General features: G+C 34.2%; 12 protein-coding genes. 11 read left to right on the forward strand and 1 reads right to left on the reverse strand.

The features are described from left to right. Window positions 1-803 precede the first annotated feature (803 nt). Window positions 804-1,448 carry a sugar-binding protein gene (locus tag C8C83_RS00465; protein WP_121325942.1) on the reverse strand — a complete coding sequence of 215 codons (645 nt, stop codon included), beginning with the start codon at window positions 1,446-1,448 and terminating at the stop codon, window positions 804-806. 711 nt (window positions 1,449-2,159) lie between these two features. On the opposite strand from C8C83_RS00465, the gene C8C83_RS00470 reads away from it, so the two are divergent. The 11 genes from C8C83_RS00470 to C8C83_RS00520 all read left to right on the forward strand — a co-directional run bounded on the left by C8C83_RS00470 (window position 2,160) and on the right by C8C83_RS00520 (window position 25,487). Further along, on the forward strand, window positions 2,160-5,258 hold the full coding sequence (locus C8C83_RS00470) for a TonB-dependent receptor (protein ID WP_132011618.1): 3,099 nt from the start codon (window positions 2,160-2,162) through the stop codon (window positions 5,256-5,258). Between the two features lie 31 nt (window positions 5,259-5,289). Further along, entirely contained in the window at window positions 5,290-6,801 is a 1,512-nt protein-coding gene (locus tag C8C83_RS00475; protein WP_121325943.1) for a RagB/SusD family nutrient uptake outer membrane protein, read from the forward strand. A gap of 100 nt (window positions 6,802-6,901) precedes the next feature. After that, on the forward strand, window positions 6,902-8,314 hold the full coding sequence (locus tag C8C83_RS00480) for an aryl-sulfate sulfotransferase (protein ID WP_121329897.1): 1,413 nt from the start codon (window positions 6,902-6,904) through the stop codon (window positions 8,312-8,314). Window positions 8,315-8,670: 356 nt separating this feature from the next. Further along, complete coding sequence (locus C8C83_RS00485) at window positions 8,671-9,660, forward strand: c-type cytochrome (RefSeq protein ID WP_121325944.1); 990 nt, start codon at window positions 8,671-8,673, stop codon at window positions 9,658-9,660. A gap of 43 nt (window positions 9,661-9,703) precedes the next feature. Next, window positions 9,704-12,712 carry a glycoside hydrolase domain-containing protein gene (locus C8C83_RS00490; RefSeq protein WP_165877217.1) on the forward strand — a complete coding sequence of 1,003 codons (3,009 nt, stop codon included), beginning with the start codon at window positions 9,704-9,706 and terminating at the stop codon, window positions 12,710-12,712. A 271-nt stretch (window positions 12,713-12,983) separates the two neighbouring features. Beyond that, window positions 12,984-16,079: a DUF5107 domain-containing protein gene (locus tag C8C83_RS00495; protein ID WP_121329899.1), complete on the forward strand. Its 3,096-nt coding sequence runs from the start codon at window positions 12,984-12,986 to the stop codon at window positions 16,077-16,079. A 64-nt stretch (window positions 16,080-16,143) separates the two neighbouring features. Next, window positions 16,144-17,706: a M60 family metallopeptidase gene (locus C8C83_RS00500; RefSeq protein ID WP_121325945.1), complete on the forward strand. Its 1,563-nt coding sequence runs from the start codon at window positions 16,144-16,146 to the stop codon at window positions 17,704-17,706. Between the two features lie 63 nt (window positions 17,707-17,769). Further along, entirely contained in the window at window positions 17,770-19,950 is a 2,181-nt protein-coding gene (locus tag C8C83_RS00505; protein ID WP_121329900.1) for a M1 family metallopeptidase, read from the forward strand. 853 nt (window positions 19,951-20,803) lie between these two features. Next, the gene (locus C8C83_RS00510; RefSeq protein ID WP_121325946.1) at window positions 20,804-22,126 is read left to right on the forward strand and encodes a DUF3472 domain-containing protein; all 1,323 of its coding nucleotides are present in this window, start codon (window positions 20,804-20,806) and stop codon (window positions 22,124-22,126) included. An 82-nt stretch (window positions 22,127-22,208) separates the two neighbouring features. After that, window positions 22,209-23,534 carry a Gfo/Idh/MocA family oxidoreductase gene (locus C8C83_RS00515; RefSeq protein WP_233566127.1) on the forward strand — a complete coding sequence of 442 codons (1,326 nt, stop codon included), beginning with the start codon at window positions 22,209-22,211 and terminating at the stop codon, window positions 23,532-23,534. Window positions 23,535-23,627: 93 nt separating this feature from the next. Continuing rightward, on the forward strand, window positions 23,628-25,487 hold the full coding sequence (locus tag C8C83_RS00520; protein WP_121325947.1) for a beta-galactosidase family protein: 1,860 nt from the start codon (window positions 23,628-23,630) through the stop codon (window positions 25,485-25,487). Window positions 25,488-25,913: the final 426 nt, after the last annotated feature.

Consider the following 25,913-nt stretch of genomic DNA (forward strand, 5'->3'; position numbering starts at 1 on the left):
ACCAGTTTAATCAGTTTAATCCGTGGGCTAAAAAATTGCACGCAGATTTGGCAGATTAAACAGATTTACGCAGATTATTTTTTTGCAATTCTATTAGAAAATTTTAATTACAAAGACGCACTGCTGTGCGCCTCTACGTTAAAAATTTTGCGACTTTGCGAGATTAATTTTATTTATAAAAAACAGCGAAAACCCGTTCAATCAGTTAAATCCGTGGGCTTAAAATATGGCACGCAGATTTGGCAGATTAAACAGATTTACGCAGATTATTTTTTTTTGCAATTCTATTAGAAAATTTTAAATACCAAAGACGCACTGCTGTGCGCCTCTACGTTAAAAATTTTGCGACTTTGCGAGATTAATTTTATTTATAAAAAACAGCGAAAACCCGTTTAATCAGTTAAATCCGTGGGCTTAAAATATGGCACGCAGATTTGGCAGATTAAACAGATTTACGCAGATTATTTTTTTTGCAATTCTATTAGAAAATTTTAAATACCAAAGACGCACTGCTGTGCGCCTCTACGTTAAAAATTTCGCGACTTTGCGACTTTTCGAGATTAATTTTATTTATAAAAAACAGCGAAAACCCGTTTAATCAGTTAAATCCGTGGGCTAAAAAATTGCTCGCAGATTTGGCAGATTAAACAGATTTACGCAGATTATTTTTTTTTTACAATTCTATTAGAAAATTTTAAATACAAAGACGCACTGCTGTGCGCCTCTACGTTAAAAATTTTGCGACTTTGCGACTTTGCGAGATTAATTTTATTCATAAAAACAGCGAAAACCCGTTCAATCAGTTAAATCCGTGGGCTTAAAATAAATTTCCCAAAAGAAGAAGCGATATGAAAATTAGGCGTTTCAGTATTTGGATTTACCCAAGAAATCCAGGTTGCATCGTATTGTAGATTTTCAGCCAGAGAAAATTTCGCTCTAAAAACTCCCGTCTCGATTGTATTATCTTTAATTAGATTTAAACTTTCTAAAGATTGAATACTAATTCGGCCTTCGACCATAAATGAAGTTTCGTCTTTTGAAGCTTTTACATCAATATCCTTTTTAGGCCATTTCCAATCAAAATCAAAATCTTTGTTTGGTCGCGCTTCAAAATCCATTATTCGCGCTGCAGTATCCATTTCAAGACAGTAATAAGGATTTAAAGAATCATTCGCGCGAAAGAAAAGTTCTACTCTATCAGAATTTCCAATACTATCAAAACTATTGTCTTTTTGATCTCTATAAATATCGGTATCAAAAACTCTAAAATTAAAAAAGAGATTTTCCAGATCCCAAAGTGCTCTAAATTCTATTTTAGAAACAGCATCATTTTTCCATGGTGAAGAAAAATCAGTTAAACAATTTGCTTTTTTCCATAGCTCAGAATCTAAAAATTCATTAGCACTTTTTTGATTTTTATCGATTAAAACTACCTGATATTCTTTCACAATTTTGACTCTTAAATTTTGTTAATTTTTTACTTTTCTAAAAATTGAAAACACACTAAAATGCATTCCTCATTTCGGACTATTTTCAGAAGGACTAATATACTTTAAAATTCAGAAAAAAGTAACTTCTTTTTTAATAAAGAAAAATCCGTAAAAATCAATTTTTCTGTTAAATAATTCCATAAGAAAAGCCTGTTTAATTATTATAAATCTAATCACGTCATTACGAAATTCACAACATTTTACACAAACTACATTTATAATTCATCTAAATAACAATTTGACATAAAATAACCTCAAATATAGAAGGGCTTTTATTTCCAAAATATTTTATATAAATCACATCATTTTATGTCAAAAAAAACGTTTTGCACATTTTTATGTGCTCGAGAACATAAATTATGTGTGTTCGAGCACATTTTTTGTGTTTTTTCTTGTTTTATAAAAATATAATATATAGTTTCGTCAAGTATTAATCTTAAAACTAAGTTAATTAAGGAAAATTTTAAGCGTTTTTGCCACTCAAAAACGGGATAAAAGTTGATGAAATCGTTCCCTGTTAAAGCGAAAATGAAACGACTATTTTAAAAAGAAAACAGCTCACTTTAAAACCAAATAAAAAGACAGAATGAATTTTTAAGATCAAAAAAGAAATCTAAAACTTACAAAGAAGAAAAAACAAATTAATCATTAACCAAAACCAATTTTAGTATGAAATTATTAACTCAAAAAAAGCCAAGGGATTTTCGGATTACGAATGTTTCCAATAAAGAAATTAAACTCACAATTCTTTCCTTATTAGCTTTAACGTTTCAGGCTTCAGCAGCTTCATCAATAAATACATCAACTAAAAACAATGTTGTATTGTTTTTTGAAAAAACGATAAAGGGTAACGTAACAGATCAAAACGGGCTTCCTATTGCTGGTGCTAATGTTGTAGTAAAAGGCACAACCAAAGGTGTTCAAACTGATGTTGATGGAAGTTTTGTTATTACTGTTCCTGACAATGCTACTAAACTTATTGTAACTTATATTGGTATGGAAGATCAAGAAGTTGCAATAGGAAGTTCTCCAATAAAAGTGATCTTGAAAGAAGTTGGACAAAAACTAGAGGAAATCGTAATTGGATACGGAAAAGCTAAGAAAAAAGACCTTACCGGTTCTGTTGCTTCGGTTGGAAAAGACAATTTAAACTTAGGCGGAACAGTTTCGAATGTTGGACAAGCTCTTCAAGGACGTGCTTCCGGAGTTCAGGTACAACAAAATAGTTATGCGCCCGGAACTACTCCTAGTATAATTATTAGAGGAGGAAACTCAATTACAACCTCAAATGCGCCATTGTATGTAGTTGACGGTTTTATTACAAGTACCGGAGCATCAATTAGCCCAAATGATATCGAAAGCATCCAGATTCTTAAAGATGCTGCTTCTACAGCAATTTACGGTTCAAGAGGAGGAAACGGAGTTATTATGATTACGACCAAAAAAGGGAAATCAGGTAAAATGCAAATTGAAGGTGAAATCTCAGATGGTTTTCAAAATATTATCCAGGAACCTTCATTGTTAAACGGACAACAATATGCTTCTATTCAAAATGCGATTGCTGCTGAAAACGGTAGACCGCCTGTTTTTCCTGCAAGTTTTCCTATTGCTAATACGAATTGGTTTGAGGCGGCAACTCGTCCCGGAGAAGTATTAAACAGAACGCTTACTTTTAGCGGAAGCGATAAAACCTCTAAATTTTTCTTATCCGGAAATTATTTAAAACAAACCGGAGCAATAGAAAATACTGATTTCACACGATATACTGTTCGTATTGGAGCTGAGAAAAAATTTAGTGACAAAGTAACAGTAGGAACCAATGTATATGGTGCTGCAAGTGAAGGTCACAACAGTGATTTTGGCGACAATATTTTAGCTCCATTATTTTCTATTCAAACTGCACCTCCTTCTATCCCTATTTATAATGCTGACGGATCTTACTACAAATTCCAAGGAAAAGATAACGCTTTAGCACTTTTACTTGAACCAACAGATCACACGATCAATAGACTAGTAAATGGAAATATGTTTCTGGATTATGAAATCATTAAAGGTTTAACATACCATTTTGGAGCTGGTGCAGAATGGCAAGAGAATATTCAGGGTAAATATACGCCACGAACTCTTGTTGCAGGAGCTGCATTAAACGGTACCGGATCTGAGGAAAATAAAACTTATTTCAGATGGAGTACAGAACAATATTTGACTTATAAATTCAATATTAAAGATCAGCATTCTTTTACAGCAATGATTGGAACATCAAACCAAAAAGATACTTATGAAAGAATGAAAGCACAGGGATCCGGTTTTGCAAATGATATATTAACTTATTACAATCTTGAAAGTGCAGCTGTTTATTTAAGACCTGAAACTCAGAAAACGGAAACTAAACTTACCTCTTATTTCGGAAGGTTAGGGTATTCTTTTGATGACAAATATTTAGCATCATTTACAATTAGACGTGATGGTTCTTCTCGTTTTGGTCCAAATAACAAATACGGTACTTTCCCTTCCGGAGCAGTTGCCTGGAGAATCTCAAAAGAGGCATTTATGCAAAATTTAGAAGCTCTTTCAGAACTAAAACTAAGAGTAAGTTATGGTATTACAGGAAATGACGGAATTCCGGATTATTTATATTTGGCGAATCTTGCTCCATGGAATGTTACTATTTCTGACGGCTCTTTTGTAGGTGGTAATGAACCTAAAAACTTATCAAATCCTGATCTAAAATGGGAACAACAATCTCAAGCCAATATTGGTTTGGATATGGGATTCTTTAATGACAGACTTACTGCTACAATTGATGTTTACAAAAAGAGAACAACAGATGCACTTTTAAATGTTCCTGTTGGAGGATGGTGGGGATTTAGCACCCAAACTCTTAACTCAGGTACAGTTGATAATAAAGGAATTGAACTTGGTATAAGCAGTGAAAACTTTAAAAATGATAAATTCTACTGGAGAACCTCTTTAAATCTTGCGTACAATAAACAAGAAGTAATTTCACTTGCAGATAATGTTAAAATAATCAGTTACAATACTTCTAACCCAAGTGGTACTGTTTCCGGTCGTGAATTTACAAGACTAGAACCTGGAAAAGAAATGGGGGTTTTATATGGATTTAAATATGCCGGAGTAATTAAAACCGGAGAAGTTTATGCTCCACAACCTTTATCTAAGCCTGGAGATCCAAAATATGAAGATTTAAACGGAGATGGTAAAATTACGGCTGATGACAGAACTTATTTGGGAAATTCTACGCCACATTTTATTGTTGGTTTCAATAATGACTTTAGATTTGGAAATTTTGATGTGAATGTATTCTTCCAAGGCGCTCTTGATTACTCTGTTTACAATATGACAAGAATGGTTGGAGAATCAAGCACGAGTACAGATGCATTAAATCGCTGGGTTGCCGGAACAAATGAAAACACAGATATTCCAAGAGACGGTTATTACAAAAGTACATACGGAAGCTATGTAAATTCAAGATTTGTTGAGGATGCGTCTTATTTGCGTCTTAAAAACTTATCAATTGGATATTCTATTCCTGAAAGCATCTTAAAACCTACCAAGTTTATTGATAATATAAGATTGTACGCTATTGGTCAAAATTTATTGACAATTACAAAATATTCCGGGAATGATCCTGAAATAAATGGACATACAGCTAGTGCCACGGCTCAAAATCTTGGTGGAGGAATTGATTTCAACTCTTTCCCGGCTTCAAGAACCTTTATACTAGGAATAAAAATAGCAATTCATTAATAGCTTTTTCAATAACATTAAATTCATCAAAATGAAAAAATATACAATATTATTGCTTTTACTTGGTACAGGTTTACAATATTCCTGCAATGAGGATCTTAATCCTACAGTATACAGCACTTTGACTACTACGAATGGATATCAAACCAAATCAGATGCTATTGCTGCAGTGAACTCTATTTACGGCAGATTAAAAGGACCTTCTGTAGGAGATAATTTTTCGTATTGGGCGACACGACATTTTGCACTAACGGATATTGCAACAGATTTAGGCCACTGCCAATTTGGTGGAGATCCGGGACAATTATCATTAGGAACATGGAATTCAGCAAATGGTTTACTTCTGGAAGACTGGAATGCGATGTATAAATTAATTTCCAACGCTAATACTGCCATTTATTATATCGGAAAGATGTCTTCAATTTCAGAAGTGGATAAAGCTCAATTCATTTCTGAAGCTAAATTCTTAAGAGCATCAGCTTATATGGATCTAACAGATTCTTGGGGTCCCGTTGTTTTAATGACCGAAGACAATTTAGCAAATCCAAAGTATCTGGAACAAACAGCACCAACATCTGTAGATAAAATTGATGAATTTATCATCAAAGACCTTACAGAAATCGCTAATGTTTTACCTGTTAACTATAAGGAAAATATAGTTTATGGTTCTAATGATGTTGGTCGCGCAACGAAAGGTGCAGCACTTACTTTATTAGCAAAATTATACCTGCGCAGCCACGATTGGCAAAAAGTAGCAACACTTACACAACAAGTAATAAATCTTGGCGAATACAGCCTTTATCCTTCTTACTTAGGTTTATTTAAAGAAAGTAACAAATGGTGCAGCGAAAATATTTTCTCTTCATTAAGTGATGCGAACACAAACGGAACGGAATTATTGAATCACTTTGGACCAACTGATCATCCTATTGTTCAAAACAGATGGCAATATTATACAGTAAACTGGGATTTCTACAACACTTTTGGTGACGAAGACGAGCGTAAACAATGTTTCTTTCCTGAATTTATGGGTTCAGATCATTTACTACATAAACAAGCTCCAACATTAGGCGCACAACCACCAGCAGGACAATTGTATATGCCGGATGTATCAACCAGAAAATATGCTGATGATGAAACTACAACTTATTATGATGGTCATAGTGTAAACATCCTTCGTTATGCTGATGTTTTATTAAGCAGAGCTGAAGCATTAAACGAAATCAGCGGTCCAACAACTGAAGCTATTGGTCTTATCAATCAGGTTAAAGCAAGATCGCACGCCAAACAATTGGTTTTAGGCGATTACAATCAGAATTCATTGAGAGATGCTATTTTGCAAGAAAGAGGATGGGAACTTTTCTATGAAGGAAAACGTCGTGCAGATTTGATCAGAATGAACAAATATGATGTTCTTGTAAATGCTTACCACCTTAGAGTCGGAGAAGCGGCACTTGTCAAAATGCCACAAAATAAATATTACACTTATCCACAAAGTCAGGTCGATCTTAACCCTAACTTAAGTAATGCCGACAGACAATAAGTAAAATTATAATCAAGAATAGACAGTAAAAGTGGTCTGTCTATTCTTGATTTTTTCAACAAAAGAAGTACTTTTCTGTTTCACAAAAGAAGCCTTTCAGATGATCAAAAAATTAGTATTAAAATCGAGTTTTATTTTGGCACTTCTTACATTGGTAAGCTGTTCTCAAAATCAGGGTAATGTTATTACATATATCAACATTGGGACTCATAGCAACAACGAATTGAAGATTCAGATCGATGTTACTACGAAGGACGATGTTCAGGTATATGCCGAATATTGGTCTGATAAAAAGGGAATAAAAAGCAAAATAAAATCGCCAATATCAAAAAATGGTCTCAAGCATTCTTTAGTACTTTGCAGTATTACTCCAGAAACCAACTATACTTTTCAGTTGATTACCGTTCAGGGAAAAAACACAAATACAAGCAAACTATACACATTCAAATCAAGAAAATTACCGGAATGGTTACAAAAACAATTCAAAGCAAATTGCCCTAAACCAGAACTTTTATCAAAAAACTTCAAAAGTGGTTTTATGCTTATGGGAAAAAGAGAAACTCCGGGAGTAGCTTATATTGTTGATTACAAAGGGAATTTAAGATGGTATCATACCGTTGAAGGAACCGGATTTAAAGTAACTCATTTCACCAAAGATCAAACGATACTTTCTATTTTAGGAAAAAATGATGAACCAACAAGTTACGGAAGTGAGATTCTAGAAATCAATCTTCAAGGTGATACTTTAATGCACATTAAAAAAGGACAAGGCGATCTGAAACAATCAATTCATCATGAAATCATTAAAAAATCGGCCAACGAAATTGTCACTATAACAGTTGATAAAAAAATAATGGATTTAACTTCTATTGGAGGAAAAAAGAACGATACAATCAATAGTGACGGAATTTTAATCTTGGACAAAAAGGGAAAAAAAATCTGGAAATGGAGTGTTTTTGATGATTTAGATCCACTAAAAGATAAGAATATTTTAAAAAACAAAAAAGACTGGACACACGCCAACAGTCTTAATTATGATAAAGATGGAAATTTTCTGATTTCATTCTATAACAACGGTCAAATCTGGAAAGTGGATTCAAAAACCGGAAAAGTAATCTGGAAATTAGGCAAAGACGGAAACATGAAAATGTCTCCTGACAGTAATTTCTCCCAGGCACATGCTGCACATATTAATGCTGAAGGAAGTTTAATGTTTTTTGATAATGGTGTAGACGTAAAACAATCATCGGTTTTTGCTTTGAAAGTAGACGAAAAAGGAAAAACCGTAAAACTGGATTTTCAAATAAAACTTCCAAAAGACGTTTATAATGACCGAATGGGAAGTGCCTATATGATTGATAAAGACGCTATTTTATGTTGTTGCTCAAAAAGACACATCACCATTTTAACCAATAGAAAAGGAGTTTTACTTTGGGCACTTGAATCTGAAATCCCTCCTTATCGTGTAGAATTTATTCCGGAAGAAAAATTAAAACCATTTCTTCTTAATTAATAAAGATTTTTTTCCTGCAAGGTTTTCCAAACCTTGTAGGTATATAATTCGGATCAAGAGTTAAAAAAGCAAGTAATTGTGTCGTTAGACACTAAATATTGGTAGAAAATATAGGTTGAAGCAAATCAAGCGTGCCGTAGGTACGCAACAAAACGTTGCTATTGCGTACCTACGGCACGCCAGCGAATTTGAAAACTATTGATTACCAATATGTAGTACCTAAAGGTACATTACGATTTTGATTTGTATAAAATACGTAACAGATTGTCGAAAATTGTGGTTCTAACAATAAAAGTAATACCTAACAGGTTTTTAAAACCTGTTAGGAAAATAAAACAGATTAAAAATTTTACAACATGAAAAAAATAATTCTTATTGGTATATTTTCAGCATTGCCAATTGTTGTTTTCAATTCTTGCAATACTTCAAATTCTCAAACATTGGCAGCAAAAACAGCCGATGATGATTCGTACATCACAATTGATACATCTAAAATTCCGGACGATCAATTTGGAGAATCCGTTCGTTATGGAAGAGAATTGATGCTAAAAACGGCTTATTATATTGGTCCAAACGGAATTAAAGGAAAATATCTGGGCAACAAAATGAATTGTACCAATTGCCATCAAGATGCTGGTACAAAACCATTCGCCTTCAATTTAATGGCTTCACACGATAATTATCCGCAATATCGCGGCCGTGAAAATAAAGTTCTAACACTTGCTGAACGTGTTAACAACTGTATTATGAGACCACATTCCGGAAAACCACTTCCGCTTGACGGAAAAGAAATGGTTGCTTTTTTATCTTACTTTAAATGGATCAGCAAATTTGTTCCTAAAGACGGAAATTATAAAGGTGCTAAAAATTTAGAAATCGAATTTCCAGATGTTGCAGCAAGTCCGGAAAGAGGAAAACAATTGTTTATTGAAAATTGTGCCCGTTGCCACGGAAATAATGGCGAAGGACAATACAATGCCGACAAATCAGGTTATACTTATCCTCCGCTTTGGGGAGAATACGGATATCAGCCGGGTTCAAGCATGCACAGAGTTATCAAACAGGCACAATGGTTAAAAAGCAATATGCCTTATGATAAAGTAACCATTGGCAAACCATACCTTACAGATACACAAGCACTTGATATTGCGGCTTATGTAAATGATGATTCACAACACACAAGACCAAATCCTAAAACATTTGATTATCCTAACAAAATGGGCAAACCAATTGATTACTCACATAGTCCTTTTCAGGATAATTTTACCGAAGAACAACACAAATACGGACCTTACAAACCTATTATTGCCTACTGGAAAAAGAATGGATGGAAAGCCGTTTACTAACTTATTAACTACGCTTACTTTTTAAACCTGAACATTAAAAACAATGAAACCAAACCTAAAAAACAGACAAATTTTAAGTCGAATATTGATCCTGTGTATTTGCATTTTCAGTATTCCGTTGGCTGCACAACAAATAAAATATACAGATAGCAATGACAGCTGGAATCCTAATTTGTTAGGAAATCACCGTGTTGCAGTCGAATTTACCGGCAAAGATAATGTTGCAAAAACAACGATCGAATGGCGCAGAAGAGACGAAAAACCGGAACTAAAAAGAATCATTGTTCAAGATGCATCAGGCAAGGAAATCCAAAACGTAAAAACGACTGATATAAACAGAGAAAAAGGTACCATTTACTTTGAGCCAGTTTCAGGAAAAGGAACTTATTATGTGTATTATATGCCTTATATTGATGAAGGCGATGCTAATTATCCAAAAGGAGTTTATGCTAAAACTGAAGATAAAGCAGATGCACAATGGTTGTCTAAAATCAAACCGAATCTAGCTGATAATTGTACTGTAAAAGAAATTCAGAGTATAAACGCTTTCAATAGTTTTTATCCAATGGAAGTTATTGCAACTGCGGCAGAAACAAATGATTTGGTTGCAAAAAACACCGGTAATTCATTCTTGGTTTTTCCGGAAGACAGAATATATTCTATCCGAATGAAAAATAATTTACCACAAAGATGGATTCAAAAAGGAGTTCAAAATACTTTTGCAGATACCGCTTTAAAAGGAGAATATTTAGCTTTTCAATTAGGCGTTTATGCATTACAGGATTTAGGAAATGTAAAAGTTACTTTTTCAAATTTAATCAGTGCAAACGGAGCTATAATTGAAGCAAAAGACATCAACTGCATCAATACAGACGGAACTCGTTATGACGGATCTCCTTTTGCTGCAAATGTTTCTGTTTCTAAAGGAAAAATACAAGCATTGTGGTGCGGAATCGACGTTCCTCAAACTGCTGCTGCTGGAAGTTATACCGGAAAAGCTACTGTAATTGCTGACGGAAAATCTACAGCAATCACGCTTCAAATAAAAGTAAGTGATGAAATTACTAAAAACGGTGGAATCGATTCTCCGGAAAAAATGACCCGTCTAAAATGGTTAAATTCTACTTTAGCACAAGAAAATACAGTTATTGCGCCTTATACCCCGTTAGTTGTAAAAGATTCTGAAATTTCTTTATTAGGAAGAAAACTAAGTCTTGGCGCAAACGGATTTCCATCACAAATTCAAACTTACTTTACGCCGGAAATGACGTCAATTGGCACAAAAGCCAATGATGTTTTAAGCGCTCCCCTAGCCTTTCATTTTGTAGATGCATCAGGAAAAGAAACCGCACAATGGAAAAATACAGGACTTAAATTCACTAAAAAAGAAGCTGGAACCGTTGCTTGGGAAAGTACTTCTACATCACAATCTGTTCAAATGGATGTGAATGGTTCAATTGAATTTGATGGTTTTTTACATTATACAGTAAAAGTTACAGCGCTTGAAGATGTTACTTTTAATGATATTAATTTTCAAATGCCTTTTCAGCTAACATCAGCAAAATATATGATGGGATTGGGTCAAAAAGGTGGAGAACGTCCTGCAACTTTCGAATGGAAATGGGATGTAGCACATAAAAATCAAGATGGTGCGTGGATTGGAAACGTAAATTCAGGATTGCAATTTTCGCTAAGAGACGAAAAATACAGCCGTCCGTTAAACACGAATTTCTATTTGCAAAAACCGTTGTTATTACCAACTTCATGGGGTAACGAAAACAAAGGCGGAATCACAATTACGCCAAACCAAAAATCAGTTTTAGTAAATGCGTACAGTGGAGCTCGCAGCATGAAAAAAGGTGATGTTTTATATTATAACTTCAACTTATTGATTACACCTTTCCATAAAATCGACACAGATTTTCAATGGAATACTAAATTCTATCACAAATACAGTCCTATTGATACCATTGCTCAAACTGGCGCAACGGTAATTAATATTCACCATGCAAATGCTATAAATCCCTATATCAATTATCCTTTTATCGAATTTAAAAAGATGAAAAGCTATATCGACGAAGCACATGAAAAAGGATTAAAAGTTAAGATTTACAATACGGTTAGAGAAGTTTCAAACAAAGCTTATGAGACTTTTGCTTTAAGAAGTTTAGGTCATGAAATCTATTCTCCAGGAAAAGGAGGCGGATTCTCTTGGTTGCAAGAACATGTTGGAGACGATTATATCGCAGCTTGGTTTGTACCTGAAATTAAAGATGCTGCAATCGTAAACAGCGGAATGAACCGTTGGCACAATTATTATGTTGAAGGAATGAATTGGTTAACCCAAAACGTAGGCATCGACGGAATTTATCTTGATGACGTTGCTTTTGACAGAATCACAATGAAACGTGTTAAAAGAGTGCTTACCAAAGATGGTCATCCTGGAATTATCGATTTACACAGTGCGAATCAGTACAATAAAAGTGACGGATTTAACAATAGCGCCAACTTATATATGGAACATTTTCCATACATCAATAAACTTTGGTTTGGAGAATATTTTGATTATGAAAAAAATCAGCCAGACTTTTTCTTAACAGAAGTAAGCGGAATTCCTTTTGGATTAATGGGCGAAATGTTACAAAGTGGCGGAAATCCATGGAGAGGAATGGTTTACGGAATGACCAACAGATTACCTTGGAGCGATAATGCAGATCCAAGACAAATCTGGAAATTATGGGATAATTTTGGAATCAAAGGTTCTGAAATGATTGGATACTGGAGTGAAAATTGTCCTGTAAAAACAAACAACGATAAAATTCTGGCAACAGTTTACAAAAAGAACGGTTCAGCATTAATTTCGATTGCAAGCTGGGCAGATTCTGATGTAAAAGTAAAACTAACAATCGACTGGAAAAAACTAGGAATCAATCCTGCAAAAGCTACAATCACAGCTCCGGAAGTTACTAATTTTCAACCTGCACAGACTTTTACTGCAAAAGATGAAATAACGGTTCCTAAAGGAAAAGGATGGTTACTTATTGTTAAGTAATAATCTAAATCAATATTTTGTGCCGTTAGGCACTAAAGGTTGGTAAAAAATATATGTTTAGAGTATATCAGGCGTGCCGTAAGTACGCAACAAAACGATAACTATTGCGTACCTACGGCACGCTAAATCTATTCCGATTCATGTTTTTTACCAACCTTTAGTACCTAACGGCACATTTAAAAACAAACTATACCAATTAATACAGATTAAATCATTGAAATCTTTTGTAATCTGTGGCAAAACCAAAATAACCACAAAAAACCAGCTTCATATGAAACTTAAACCTTTCTTATCAATACTACTTTTTGGAAGCCTGTTTGTCAACGCACAAAATAAACCCACAATAAAAGAATACAAAAAAGTATTCACAACTTATCCGTTTTCAGATCCCGATCCAATTCCTAAACCCGATACAAAAGTGTATCCGTATTTTCGTTTTGATGGTTTTACAGACAAGCCAATTCAGAAAGAATGGAAAGTTATTGAGCTTGAAAATGATTATATTAAATTAATGATTCTGCCTGAAATTGGCGGAAAAGTGTGGTCGGCGATAGAAAAATCAACCGGAAAAGATTTTGTTTACAACAATCACGTAATCAAATTTAGAGATATCGCCATGCGCGGTCCGTGGACAAGTGGCGGTGTCGAAGGAAATTACGGAATCATCGGGCATACGCCAAATTGCGCTACTCCAGTTGATTATACAACGATAACAAGACCTGACGGAAGTGTAAGTTGCGTTATTGGAGTTTTGGATTTATTGACCCGAACTTCATGGAAATTAGACATCAATTTGCCAAAAGACAAAGCTTATTTTACAACAAATTCCTTTTGGTTTAACGCAACAGATGCTGAACAACCTTATTATACGTGGATGAATACCGGTATAAAAGCTTCAGAAAATTTGCAGTTTATTTATCCTGGACAAAGTTATATTGGTCATAACGGAGAACATAATTCGTGGCCAATTGACAAAGAAAATGGCAAAGATTTATCTTTCTATAAAAACAATAATTTTGGCGGTTACAAATCCTATCACGTTTTTGGAAAATATGATGATTTCTTTGGAGGATATTACCATGACGAAGACTTCGGAATGGGACGATACGGAAATCACGATGATAAACCCGGCAAAAAAATATGGATTTGGGGATTGTCGCAACAAGGAATGATTTGGGAAAAATTACTAACCGATACTGACGGTCAATATGTAGAAGTTCAAAGCGGAAGATTGTTCAATCAAGCCAGCGAAGGCAGTAATTTAACGCCTTTTAAACAACGTTCTTTCGCACCTTATCAAACAGATTTGTGGACAGAATACTGGTTTCCGGTAAAACAAACGAAAGGTTTTGTCAAAGCCAATAATTATGGAGCCGTTAATGTGAAAAACGAAAATGGCTGGTTGAAAATCTATTTTTCTCCACTTCAAAAATTAAACGAAAAATTAGAAGTTTTTAATAACGGAAAAAAAATCTATTCTAAAGATATTTCGGTAAATACATTACAAGTATTCAAAGATTCTATTCAGATTTCGGTTGACGAAAACAAATTAAAACTTACGCTTGGCGAAAATAAATTAGTTTGGAATTCAGCGCCCGAAGATGGTAATTTGGCTCGTCCGTTAGAAGTTCCTAAAGATTTTGACAACAATTCAGTTTATGGATTATATCTTCAGGGAAAAAATTATATTGCCTTTAAAGATTACGTAAAAGCCGAAGAAAATCTAAATGCATGTTTGAAAAAAGATCCAAACTACGCTCCTGCCCTTTCTGATTTGGCTTCTTTGCAAATTAGAAAATTACAATACAAAGAAGCAGTAATTTCGGCAAGTAAAGCCTTGGCGATAGATACTTATAATCCTGCAGCCAATTATTATTACGGACTTGCAAATCTGCATTTAGGAAATATAATCGATGCTAAAGACGGTTTTGATATTGCTGCTTCAAGCGCAGACTTTCGTAGCGCTGCTTATACCGATTTGAGTAAAATTTACTTTAGTGAAAACGATCAATCAAAAGCAATTGAATATGCCGAAAAAAGTTTACTAAACAATCAATACAATCTTGAAGGTTTACAAGTTCTTGCCGTACTTTATCGTCTGCAAAATAATTCCGCGAAAGCGAATGAAATTTTAAACAAAATAAATACCGTTGATCCGTTAAATCATTTTGCAGATTTTGAACGATTCCTTTTGGATAATTCAGAAGCTTCAAAACAGCATTTCACTTCCCTTATCCGAAATGAAATGCCGGAACAAACCTTTCTTGAATTAGGAATTTGGTATCAGCATCTGGGCCGCAAGGACGAGGCACTAAAAGTTTTTTCACTTGCGGTTCCAAGTGCTGAGATTCTATATTGGAGAGCATTTTTAGAAGGAAAATCGGTTGATTTAAGTAAAATTCAACCGGGAATCAGCTTTCCTTTTAGAAGAGAAACAGCAATTATTCTCGAGAAATTGATTCCAACAAACGATCAATGGCAATTGAAATATCATCTGGCTTTAATTGAGTGGAATCGAGATAATCTTTCAAAAGCAAAAGAATTGTTTACACAATGCGGTACAAAACCAAATGATCCGGCTTTTTATGGCGCAAAAGCATCTTTGTTCAAAGACGATTCTAATGTTGTAATTGCAAGCCTTCAACAAGCTTTGAAATTAGACAATCAAGGCTGGAGATATCATAAATTATTGGCAGAACATTACATCAGTCAAAAGCAATATGACAAAGCGCTTGCAATTGCAGAACCGTTTTATAAAAAACATACAGACAATTATTTAATGGGAATATTGTATGGAAAAACATTGTTGCTCAATAAAAAATATGTTGCTGCAGATGCTTTCCTGACCAAATTAGAAATCCTTCCGTTTGAAGGTGCAACTGCGGGAAGACAATTGTATCATGAAGCTAAATTGATGCAGGCTGTCGCCGAAATGAAAAACAAGCAATACAAAAAAGCTTTACAATTTATTGCCGATGCAAAACTGTTTCCGGAAAATCTGGGCGTAGGAAAACCGTATGATATTGATATTGACGAAAGACTTGAAAATTGGTTAGATTATCAATGTTACACAAGTCTTGGCGATAGCGAAAAAGCAAAACAATCTTTACAGAAAATCACTGCTTTTAATCCGAAAATTGATAATACGGTTATGAATTTCTTACCGGCAAATCAATTGGTTTCTGCTTGGGCAATCGAGAAAACTTCCTCTGCAAATGAAGCAGAAAAGTGGCTAAAAGATCAGGCAAATTTATATCCGACAAATAAAATTATACAATGGACATTATTAGTTTACACTAAAAAACCATCAGATATTTTAACCGCTGACGAAAAAGACGGTGAAGTTAGAATCATCGAAAAATTATAAGAAGTAAATGAGTATATAATCAATTACAAACCAAATTAACTATAACTAATAAAAACCAACACGAATGAAACACCTAGTTTTACTTTGCATTTTATTTTTCCTTTCTAAAGGTAATAGTTACGCTCAAAGCCCTATAGATTCCATTTCTATAAAAGAAGATTTAGCTTTTTTTAAAGATAATTTAGCCACGAAATTAAAAAAAGGCATAAAACAGCAAGAATTAGATCAAATTAAAAATAAAGAAATTCATGATGCAGCCGTAGAAATGCTTAAAGGCGAATATGATTTCAACTATAGATTAGCGACTTACAAAGCTTATTTATCACCAACAGCCTTAGGGAAAAAATTATCCATTGGCGATGGTTACAGTAAATATGAAAACATTACAGGTATTTACTTGCCTTTGGGAAAACACGTAATTCTTGTAGACAATATTGCTAAAAATAAAACTATAGAGTTAGTTATTCCTAATTGGAACAGACAACCACCTGCAGGAATGGAACCTGATAAAGACCCTAATTGGGGAATTGAAAAAAAGACATATCCTTTAAAAAATGGTATCAACATTATAGATGTTAAAGACTTTGATGGTTTAGCTTATATTAATTATTATTCTGAAAATCCTGAAAAGGAAAATGCCATTAAAATTCATTTTATCGATGCCCAAATAAATGGATTTTTTGATTCAGGAAAACAAAAAAATGAAGATTGGAATAAACTTCTGGACAATAGTATTTATCCTATGATAGATGCCAGAGGAAAGTATATTCAAACCATTTATCCCAAAGCAGATTTAAAAAAATATGCTTACAACAAAGGCGTAGAATTACTAAATTGTTATGACACTTTGATCCATCGCCAACATCGACTTATGGGATTAATTAAGTACAATCTTGTCCCAAACAACAGGATATTGGCTCGTGTAAACTACAATTATTATATGTTTAGAGACGAAGATGGAATAGCTTACATGGGTGGTAAATCTGGTTATGCATTAGGAATGGTTCTTGATCCCGCAAAAGTAATAGCCGGCGATCCGGCATGGGGATTTAGCCACGAAACCGGTCATGTGCATCAACTAACACCTTATTTTAGTTGGGCAGGACTTTGTGAAGTAAGTAATAATGTTTTTACAATGTATGTTATCAAATCATTGGGAATTAAATCTCGTCTTTTAGAAGGTAACTACTATGATTCTGCAAGAAAAAAAGTTATCGAAACCAAAGAAAGTTATTTAAAAGTGGGCGGAAGTTTTGAGCCGCTTGTACCTTTTTGGCAATTACAATTATACTTCGAAAAAGAAGGCAAAAATCCTGATTTTTATCCAGACCTTTTTGAAGCCTTTAGAAAACAAGCCAACGCATTTGATAAACTAAAAGTAAAAGCAGATGAAAATCCGGCTGTTTATCAACTCAATTTTATAAAAACGGCATGTGAAGTCAGTAAAGTTGATTTAACCGATTTTTTTGATGCATATGGATTCTTTTATGTGGGTAATTTCGACGGAGATTGTTATGGAGCATATCACTATAATATGACCGAAAAAATGGTAATGGATTGTAAAAAAGAAATAAAATCGAAAAATTATCCTAAACCCGTTTTAGATATTACTACTTTAACTGATTAATTTTCGAATCAAAAATTGAAATTTTTAAAATATATTTATACCAACTATTATAAAAACAAAAAAATGAATAACAAATTTCTAAAGTATACTATTTTAAGTTTAGTTGCTTTGACTTGTCAGAATATTGAGGCGCAAAATGCGGATCAAAATAAAGACGAAGCATCTACTTATCGAGTTACCGCACTAAAAGTTCACGATCTTGTTCATACAAAACTTGATGTATCTTTTGATTATGGAAAACGCTATTTAAACGGAAAAGCGTGGCTTACTCTAAAACCTCATTTTTATGAAACTGATGCTCTTACGCTTGACGCGAAAGGAATGGAGTTTAAAGAAATTGCTATAGTTCAGGGCGCTAAAAAAACGCCTTTGAAATATACGTATGACAACGAACAGGTTTTTATTACGCTTGACAGAAAGTATAAAAGCACTGAAAAATATACGGTTTACATCGATTATATCGCAAAACCAGATCAATTAAAAGTTAAAGGAAGTAATGCAATTACAGATGCAAAAGGCTTGTATTTTATAAATCCTGACGGAAAAGATGACAAACCAATTCAGATTTGGACACAAGGGGAAACGGAAGCATCATCAGCTTGGTTTCCAACAATTGACAAACCAAATCAGAAAACAACTTCCGAAATTGCAATGACTGTTGAGTCAAAATACGTGACTTTATCAAATGGAAAGTTAACGGCACAAAAAGCCAACAAAAACGGCACTCGTACAGATACCTGGAAAATGGATTTGCCACATTCTCCTTATTTGTTTATGATGGCCGTTGGAGATTTTAAAATTTACAAAGACACTTATAACGGCAAAGAAGTTAGTTATTATCTGGAGCCAAAATATGCACCTTATGCCAAACAAATCTTCGGAAAAACTCCGGATATGATGAAGTTTTACGGCAAAACTTTAGGTGTAGAATATCCTTGGGTAAAATATGCTCAGGTTGTTGCCAGAGATTATGTTTCGGGCGCAATGGAAAATACATCGGCAACTTTGCACGGTGAATATGTACAAAAAACAGAAAGAGAATTACTAGACGATAATCAGGAAAGTACAATTGCTCACGAACTTTTTCACCAATGGTTTGGAGATTATGTAACAGCAGAATCGTGGTCAAATTTGACAGTAAACGAATCTTTTGCCACTTTTGGTGAAGTAATCTGGCACGGTCACGATGCCGGACAAGATGCAGAAGACAGATCTCGTTATGAGAAATTACAAAACTGTTTGCGTTCTTCAAAAGATGGTGTAAGTCCGCCTTTAGCACGTTTTTATTACAAAGACAAAGAAGATATGTTTGATAATATCAGCTATTCAAAAGGTTCGATTATATTGTATGCAGCGAAAAATCAAATGGGAGACGAAGCGTTTTACAAATCATTAAACCGTTATTTAACTACAAATGCTTACAAATCCGGAGAAACACACCAATTGCGTTTAGCAATGGAAGAAGTTACCGGAAAAGACTGGAGTCCATACTTTAACCAATGGTATTATCAAGGAGGAAATCCTATTTTGAATGTTGAATACGGATATGCAGACGGAAAAGCTACAATTGCAGTAAAACAAACACAAGCAAGTTCAACACAGACTTTTAGTTTACCGTTAAAAGTAGATTTTTATGTAAACGGAACTAAAATCAGAAAAGACATTTTGATTGACCAAAGAGAACAAAATTTTAGTTTTGATATTCCAACGCAACCAACTTTTGTAGATCTTGATCCTGATAAGATCTTAGTTGGTCAGGTAATTGAAAACAAAAAAGTATCGGATTATTTGTTCCAATACAAAAATGTTCCAACGTATTATAACCGAATTGAAGCGATAAAATTTGCATCAAAAGAGAAAAGTCATGATGGACAACTTATACTTTTGGCAGGTTTAGAAGATCAACAAGATAACTTGCGTGTAATGAGTGTAAGAGCAATTGATTTGACAGATGCTCAAATTAAAGATGCAGCAATTAAGACATTACTCAACCTTGCAAAAAATGATAAAAATACTATTGTAAGAGCTGTTGCACTTGTAAAATTGGCAGGAACTGGCGATGCTTCTTACAAAGGATTAATGGAGGAAAGTATTAAAAATCAATCTTATAATGTAATAGCAGGCGGAATTTCCGGTTTATCTAAATATGCTCCAGATGAAGCTGACAAAGCATTATCAACATTAGATGATGATACTAAACAACATGTAGCGCCTTTAGTTAAAAGATTAAACAGTCAAAAATAACAAGGTCATAAATAGTTGAAAAACATGATTTTATAATTAGTGTGAATCAAGAATCGAAAAGTGCCGTTAGGCACTAAATATTGGTAGAAAAAATTATTTGGAATAGATTTAGCGTGCCGTAGGTACGCAATAGTTATGATTTTGTTGCGTACCTACGGCACGCCAACGTATTTCGAATATACAATGACTACCAATATTTTGTACCTAACGGCACAAATTATAAACTTTGAATATTAAACCCGACAGATTCTAAAAACCTGTCGGGTTTTCTAGATCTGAAATGTGCCTTTAGGCACTAAATATTGGTAGAAAAAATGATTTGGAATAGATTTAGCGTGCCGTAGGTACGCAATAGTTATGATTTTGTTACGTACCTACGGCACGCCAACATATTTCGAATATACAATGACTACCAATATTTTGTACCTAACGGCACAAATTATAAACTTTGAATATTTAAACCCGACAGATTCTAAAAACCTGTCGGGTTTGCTATTTTATATCGTTTCGTATTTATCTAAAAACAACCATTTTTAGTTTAAATTATGCCAGCCCTTTAAAAATGTGCTCGAGAACATAAATTTAGTGTGTTCGAGCACATTTTTTATGTTTTTCCTTGGTTAATCAAAAAATATTCAATAGTTTCGTTAAACAATAAAAAGTCATCAGACATTTATTTGTCATAATTTTATTTTCAAACAATTGACTATCAATTTAATAAATAAAATTAAAAGTTTTTTAAGTCAATATAATTTCAGTAAAAACCATAATTATTTAGGTTTTTGTTTTTTGAAACCTCTCTAATCTGGTTCATTAGAGAGGTATTTCAAAAAAGGAACTAAACATCATTCAAATGAAAAACATATTTTACTTATTTCTTACTTCGGCATTGGTTTCTTTTTCTCCTATAAAAGGTGCTACAACTTCAATCGAAAAAAACAAAATAGAAAATCCGAAAACTAAAATTTCGCTTCCACTTGCCGGAAATGCTTTTAGTAATAAACATATCGACGGAAGCACTACAATTACAGAAAATGGTATCGAAAACTGGACGGACTCTAAAGAAGTATTTACAGCTTATTTTAGAATTTATAAAGCGGGAACTTTTCAAATTACCGTAGAAGAATCAGTTGAAGTTTTTGGGAAATCAGAATTGGAATTTTCGATTAACGGAATTTCTAAAAAAGTAAAATTTGACACTACAAAAAAGGCAATAACCATTGGAAGCTGGACAATCAATAAAGAAGGTTATGTTGCTCTTAAAATAAAAGGAATCAGCAAAACAGGAAATCAATTTCCGTCCCTGAATCGCTTAACGATTTCGAGTGAAGATTATGATGGCAAAATTTCTTATGTTCCAAATAACGAAGGAAACTTTTATCATTGGGGACGCCGCGGACCATCTGTACATTTAAACTATCAGATTCCGGAAACTACAAACGCCGAATGGTATTACAACGAAGTTACAGTTCCCGAAAATGAAGATAAAATAGGTTCATATTTCATGGCAAATGGTTTTGGCGAAGGCTATTTTGGAATTCAGGTAAACTCTGCTACAGAACGAAGAATTTTATTCTCTGTTTGGAGTCCGTTTGAGACAGACGATCCGAAAAGTATTCCGGAAACGCAAAAAATTAAAATGCTTAAAAAAGGTAAAAACGTTCATACAGGCGAGTTTGGAAGCGAAGGTTCAGGAGGTCAGAGTTATTTGAAATACAACTGGAAAGCCGGAACAACTTATAAATTCTTACTTCACGGAATTCCACAAAACAATAACAGCACCAATTATAGCGCGTATTTTTTTTCTCCCGAATTGGAAAAATGGATTTTGATTGCCAGTTTCAATCGTCCGCAAACTAATACTTACCTAAAAAGATTTCATTCGTTTTTAGAAAATTTCGTTCCGGAACAAGGCGATTTATCACGCAAAGTTCTATTCAATAATCAATGGATTTGTGATGATAAAGGAAATTGGTCAGAGATAAATTCGGTACGTTTTACAACAGATAATACCGGTACAAGAGAATACAGAATGGATTTTGCCGGCGGAATCGAAAAAGGTTCTTTCTATCTAAAAGACGGCGGATTCTTTAACAATTTTACAACACCTAAAACCATTTTTACCAGACCATTAAACAATAAAAAACCGGAAATCGATTTTAACAAATTACCCTAATAAATTGATTTCAAAACCAAAATTAACTATGAAAACCAGATTTTTAAAATTTACATTAGTCGCTTTTGTTTTATTCGGAGGAATGATTGCATCGGCTCAAATGATTAAAACCAAAACCCCTTCACGCCCAAAAGGACAACAAGATGTTTTGCGTTTAGCCACAGATCCTATTCCAACTGTTCGCGTTGCTTTTATCGGACTTGGAATGCGCGGTCCGGGAGCGGTCGAGCGTATGACGCATATTCCGGGAGTCGAAATTGTGGCGCTTTGTGATATGTTAGAAAAAAACACACAATCGGCAAATGAAATTTTGACCAAAGCAGGACTTCCAAAAGCACAAGAATTTTTCGGTGACGAAAATGCCTGGAGAAAAGTAACCGCTTTACCAAATGTTGATTTAGTATATGTTGCCACAGATTGGAAACATCATGCCTTAATTGGCGTTCAGGCTATGAAAGACGGAAAACACGTTGCTATAGAAGTTCCCGGAGCTTTAACAATGAAAGAAATTTGGGATTTAATTGATACTTCTGAGAAAACCAGAAAACATTGCATGCAGCTTGAAAATTGCGTTTATGATTTCTTCGAATTAACGACTTTAAATATGGCACAACAAGGTTTATTTGGCGAAATTCTTCACGCCGAAGGATCTTATATTCACGGTTTACAGCCTTTTTGGGGCGAATACTGGAACAACTGGAGAATGGATTATAACATAAAACATCGTGGTGATGTTTATGCTACACACGGAATGGGTCCGGCTTGTCAGGCTTTGAATATTCATCGTGGTGACAAAATGAATTTCCTGGTTTCTATGGACACAAAAGCAGTTGGAAATCCTGCTTATATCAAAGAAAAATCAGGTCAGGAAATTAAAGATTTTAGAAATGGAGATCACACAATGACAATGATTCGTACTGAAAACGGAAAAACAATTCAAATTCAGCACGACGTAACTTCTCCTCGTCCGTATAGCAGAATGTATCAATTGAGCGGTACAAAAGGTTTTGCAAACAAATATCCGTTAGAAGGTTATGCATTAGATGGTGCAGCATTAGGTGATGATGTAAAACCAAATCACGAAAAATTAAGTGCGCATTCATTTGTTCCTGAAGAAGTAAAAAAAGCTTTGATGGAAAAATACAAACATCCAATTGTAAAAAATATCGAAGAGCAAGCCAAAAAAGTAGGCGGTCATGGCGGAATGGATTTCGTTATGGATTATCGTTTGATTCATTGTTTGCAAAAAGGACTTCCGCTAGATATGGATGTTTATGATCTTGCCGAATGGTCTTGTCTTGGTCCTTTGACAGAAATTTCCCTTGATAAAGGTTCTGTTCCGGTAGAAATTCCCGACTTCACTCGTGGCGGATGGAAAAAATTACAAAAATTAGAGTTTTCAGAATAAATATTTTTATATTGGTTAGTTGAAAAGAAGCAGGAGAGCAAGTCATGGTGCTCTCTTGCTCATTTAATTACATTTCAAAAATGAAAAATTAAAATGAAAAAAATACACTTTATTCTTCTATTTTCAATCTTTACGATTTCGATTACTTCGGCTCAAAAAAAGCAAACTTTCGCCATTAGCGAAGGCAATTTTTTACTGAACGGAAAACCTGTTCAAATTCATTCCGGTGAAATGCATTATTCCCGTATTCCACAACCTTATTGGCGTCACCGTTTAAAAATGATGAAAGCCATGGGATTAAACGCCGTTGCGACTTATGTCTTTTGGAATTACCACGAAATCGCACCTGGAGTTTGGGATTTTAAAACCGGAAATAAAAACTTAGCTGAATATATTAAAACAGCACAAGAAGAAGGTTTATTCGTAATCTTACGTCCGGGTCCGTATGTTTGTGCCGAATGGGAATTTGGCGGTTATCCGTGGTTTTTACAGAACGTTCCTAATATGGTTATTCGCGGAAACAACAAGGAATATTTGGCAGCTACAAAAGCTTATTTTACTGAATTATACAAACAAGTCAAAGATTTGCAAATTACCAAAGGAGGTCCGATTATTATGGTTCAGGGCGAAAACGAATTTGGTTCTTATGTAGCGCAACGCAAAGATATTCCGCTTGAAGAACATAAAAAATACAGTGCAGCCGTATTTCAGCAATTGAAAGATATTGGTTTTGAAGTTCCGTTTTTTACCTCAGACGGAAGTTGGTTGTTTGAAGGAGGCGCTTTGCCTGGTGCATTACCAACTGCAAATGGAGAAAGCGATATCACTAAATTAAAAAAAGTGGTCGATCAATTCAACAATGGAAAAGGTCCTTATATGGTTGCCGAATTTTATCCGGGTTGGTTAGATCATTGGGCAGAACCATTCCCGACACAAACTCCGGAAGAAACGGTTCAACTAACAAAAAAATATCTGGACAATAAGGTTTCTTTCAATTATTACATGGTTCATGGCGGAACTAATTTTGGTTTTACTTCGGGCGCAAATTATGATCAAGAACACGATATTCAGCCTGATATGACTTCTTATGATTATGATGCTCCAATTAGTGAAGCTGGCTGGGCAACGCCAAAATATAATGCTTTAAGAGAATTACTAAAAACAAAGGAAACTCCGGCTGTTCCGGAGAAAACGCCTGTAATTACAATTCCGAATATAACGTTGACAAAAATTGTTGATCTTGCCGATGTAAAATCTAAAATCACTCCCGTTATAAACGATAATCCGCAAACATTTGAACAATTAAATCAAGGCGACGGCTATGTTTGGTATAGCAAAAGATTTACGCAGCCTATAAGCGGAAAACTGGAATTAAACGGATTGCGTGATTATGCAATCGTATATATAAACGGAAAAAAAGTCGCTGAATTAAACCGTTATTATAAAAAATACGATTGCGAAATCGAAGTTCCTTTTAATGCAACTTTAGATATTCTGGTCGAAAATATGGGACGTATCAACTACGGTTCTCAAATTAATGACAATAATAAAGGAATCATAAGTCCGGTTATTATCAACGGTGAAACAATTACCGGAGATTGGAAAATGTATCAATTACCAATGGCACAGGAACCAAATCTGGAGGCGTATAAAAATTCGGGAAAAATAAACCGTCCCACTTTATATCAGGGAACTTTTGAGCTTAGTAAAACCGGAGATACTTTTCTGGATATGCGCGATTTTGGAAAAGGAATCGTCTTTGTAAACGGAATCAATATTGGGCGTTATTGGAGCGTTGGCCCACAACAAACTTTATACTTGCCAGGTTGTTGGCTTAAAAAAGGTAAAAATAGCATCCTGATTTTTGAACAAAAAAATGAAGTGATGCAAAAAGAAGTAAAAACAATAAGTACTCCAATTCTGGAAGATTTAAAACCAGAGAAAGGTTTATAAATATGTATTGCATTATCCTAACAGGTTTTTAAAACCTGTTAGGTATTATTTCACTTTTGATTTATAATCTAAAATTAAATCTGTAAAATTGGCGAGAAAACATTTAGCCACAGATTATAAGGATTAAAAAGATTTTTCACGCAGATTTTGCTGATTTAAGCTGATAGACGCTGATTTTATTTTAAGCTTTTTGTAAGCTTTAACAAAACAAAATTAGTCTCGCAAAGACACAAAAGCGCAAAGTTTTTTGTCATTTCGACGAAGGAGAAATCACACAAGAATCTCAGCAAAGAAAATCGCCAATCTTTGTAGATCGCGAGTGTGATTTCTCCTTCGTCGAAATGACAATATTGTGTTTAAACTTTACGCTTAGAAACAAAAAAACCATTCGTTCTAACGAATGGTTTTTTTAATATTATTAGTTCT

The sequence above is a fragment of the Flavobacterium sp. 90 genome (assembly GCF_004339525.1).
GTDB lineage: Bacteria > Bacteroidota > Bacteroidia > Flavobacteriales > Flavobacteriaceae > Flavobacterium.

Excerpts from the sequence above, each read along its gene's own strand:
- C8C83_RS00470 (WP_132011618.1), top strand. The coding sequence starts at position 2,160 with ATGAAATTATTAACTCAAAAAAAGCCAAGGGATTTTCGGATTACGAAT.
- C8C83_RS00475 (WP_121325943.1), top strand. The coding sequence starts at position 5,290 with ATGAAAAAATATACAATATTATTGCTTTTACTTGGTACAGGTTTACAA.
- C8C83_RS00480 (WP_121329897.1), top strand. The coding sequence starts at position 6,902 with ATGATCAAAAAATTAGTATTAAAATCGAGTTTTATTTTGGCACTTCTT.
- C8C83_RS00485 (WP_121325944.1), top strand. The coding sequence starts at position 8,671 with ATGAAAAAAATAATTCTTATTGGTATATTTTCAGCATTGCCAATTGTT.
- C8C83_RS00490 (WP_165877217.1), top strand. The coding sequence starts at position 9,704 with ATGAAACCAAACCTAAAAAACAGACAAATTTTAAGTCGAATATTGATC.
- C8C83_RS00495 (WP_121329899.1), top strand. The coding sequence starts at position 12,984 with ATGAAACTTAAACCTTTCTTATCAATACTACTTTTTGGAAGCCTGTTT.
- C8C83_RS00500 (WP_121325945.1), top strand. The coding sequence starts at position 16,144 with ATGAAACACCTAGTTTTACTTTGCATTTTATTTTTCCTTTCTAAAGGT.
- C8C83_RS00505 (WP_121329900.1), top strand. The coding sequence starts at position 17,770 with ATGAATAACAAATTTCTAAAGTATACTATTTTAAGTTTAGTTGCTTTG.
- C8C83_RS00510 (WP_121325946.1), top strand. The coding sequence starts at position 20,804 with ATGAAAAACATATTTTACTTATTTCTTACTTCGGCATTGGTTTCTTTT.
- C8C83_RS00515 (WP_233566127.1), top strand. The coding sequence starts at position 22,209 with ATGATTGCATCGGCTCAAATGATTAAAACCAAAACCCCTTCACGCCCA.
- C8C83_RS00520 (WP_121325947.1), top strand. The coding sequence starts at position 23,628 with ATGAAAAAAATACACTTTATTCTTCTATTTTCAATCTTTACGATTTCG.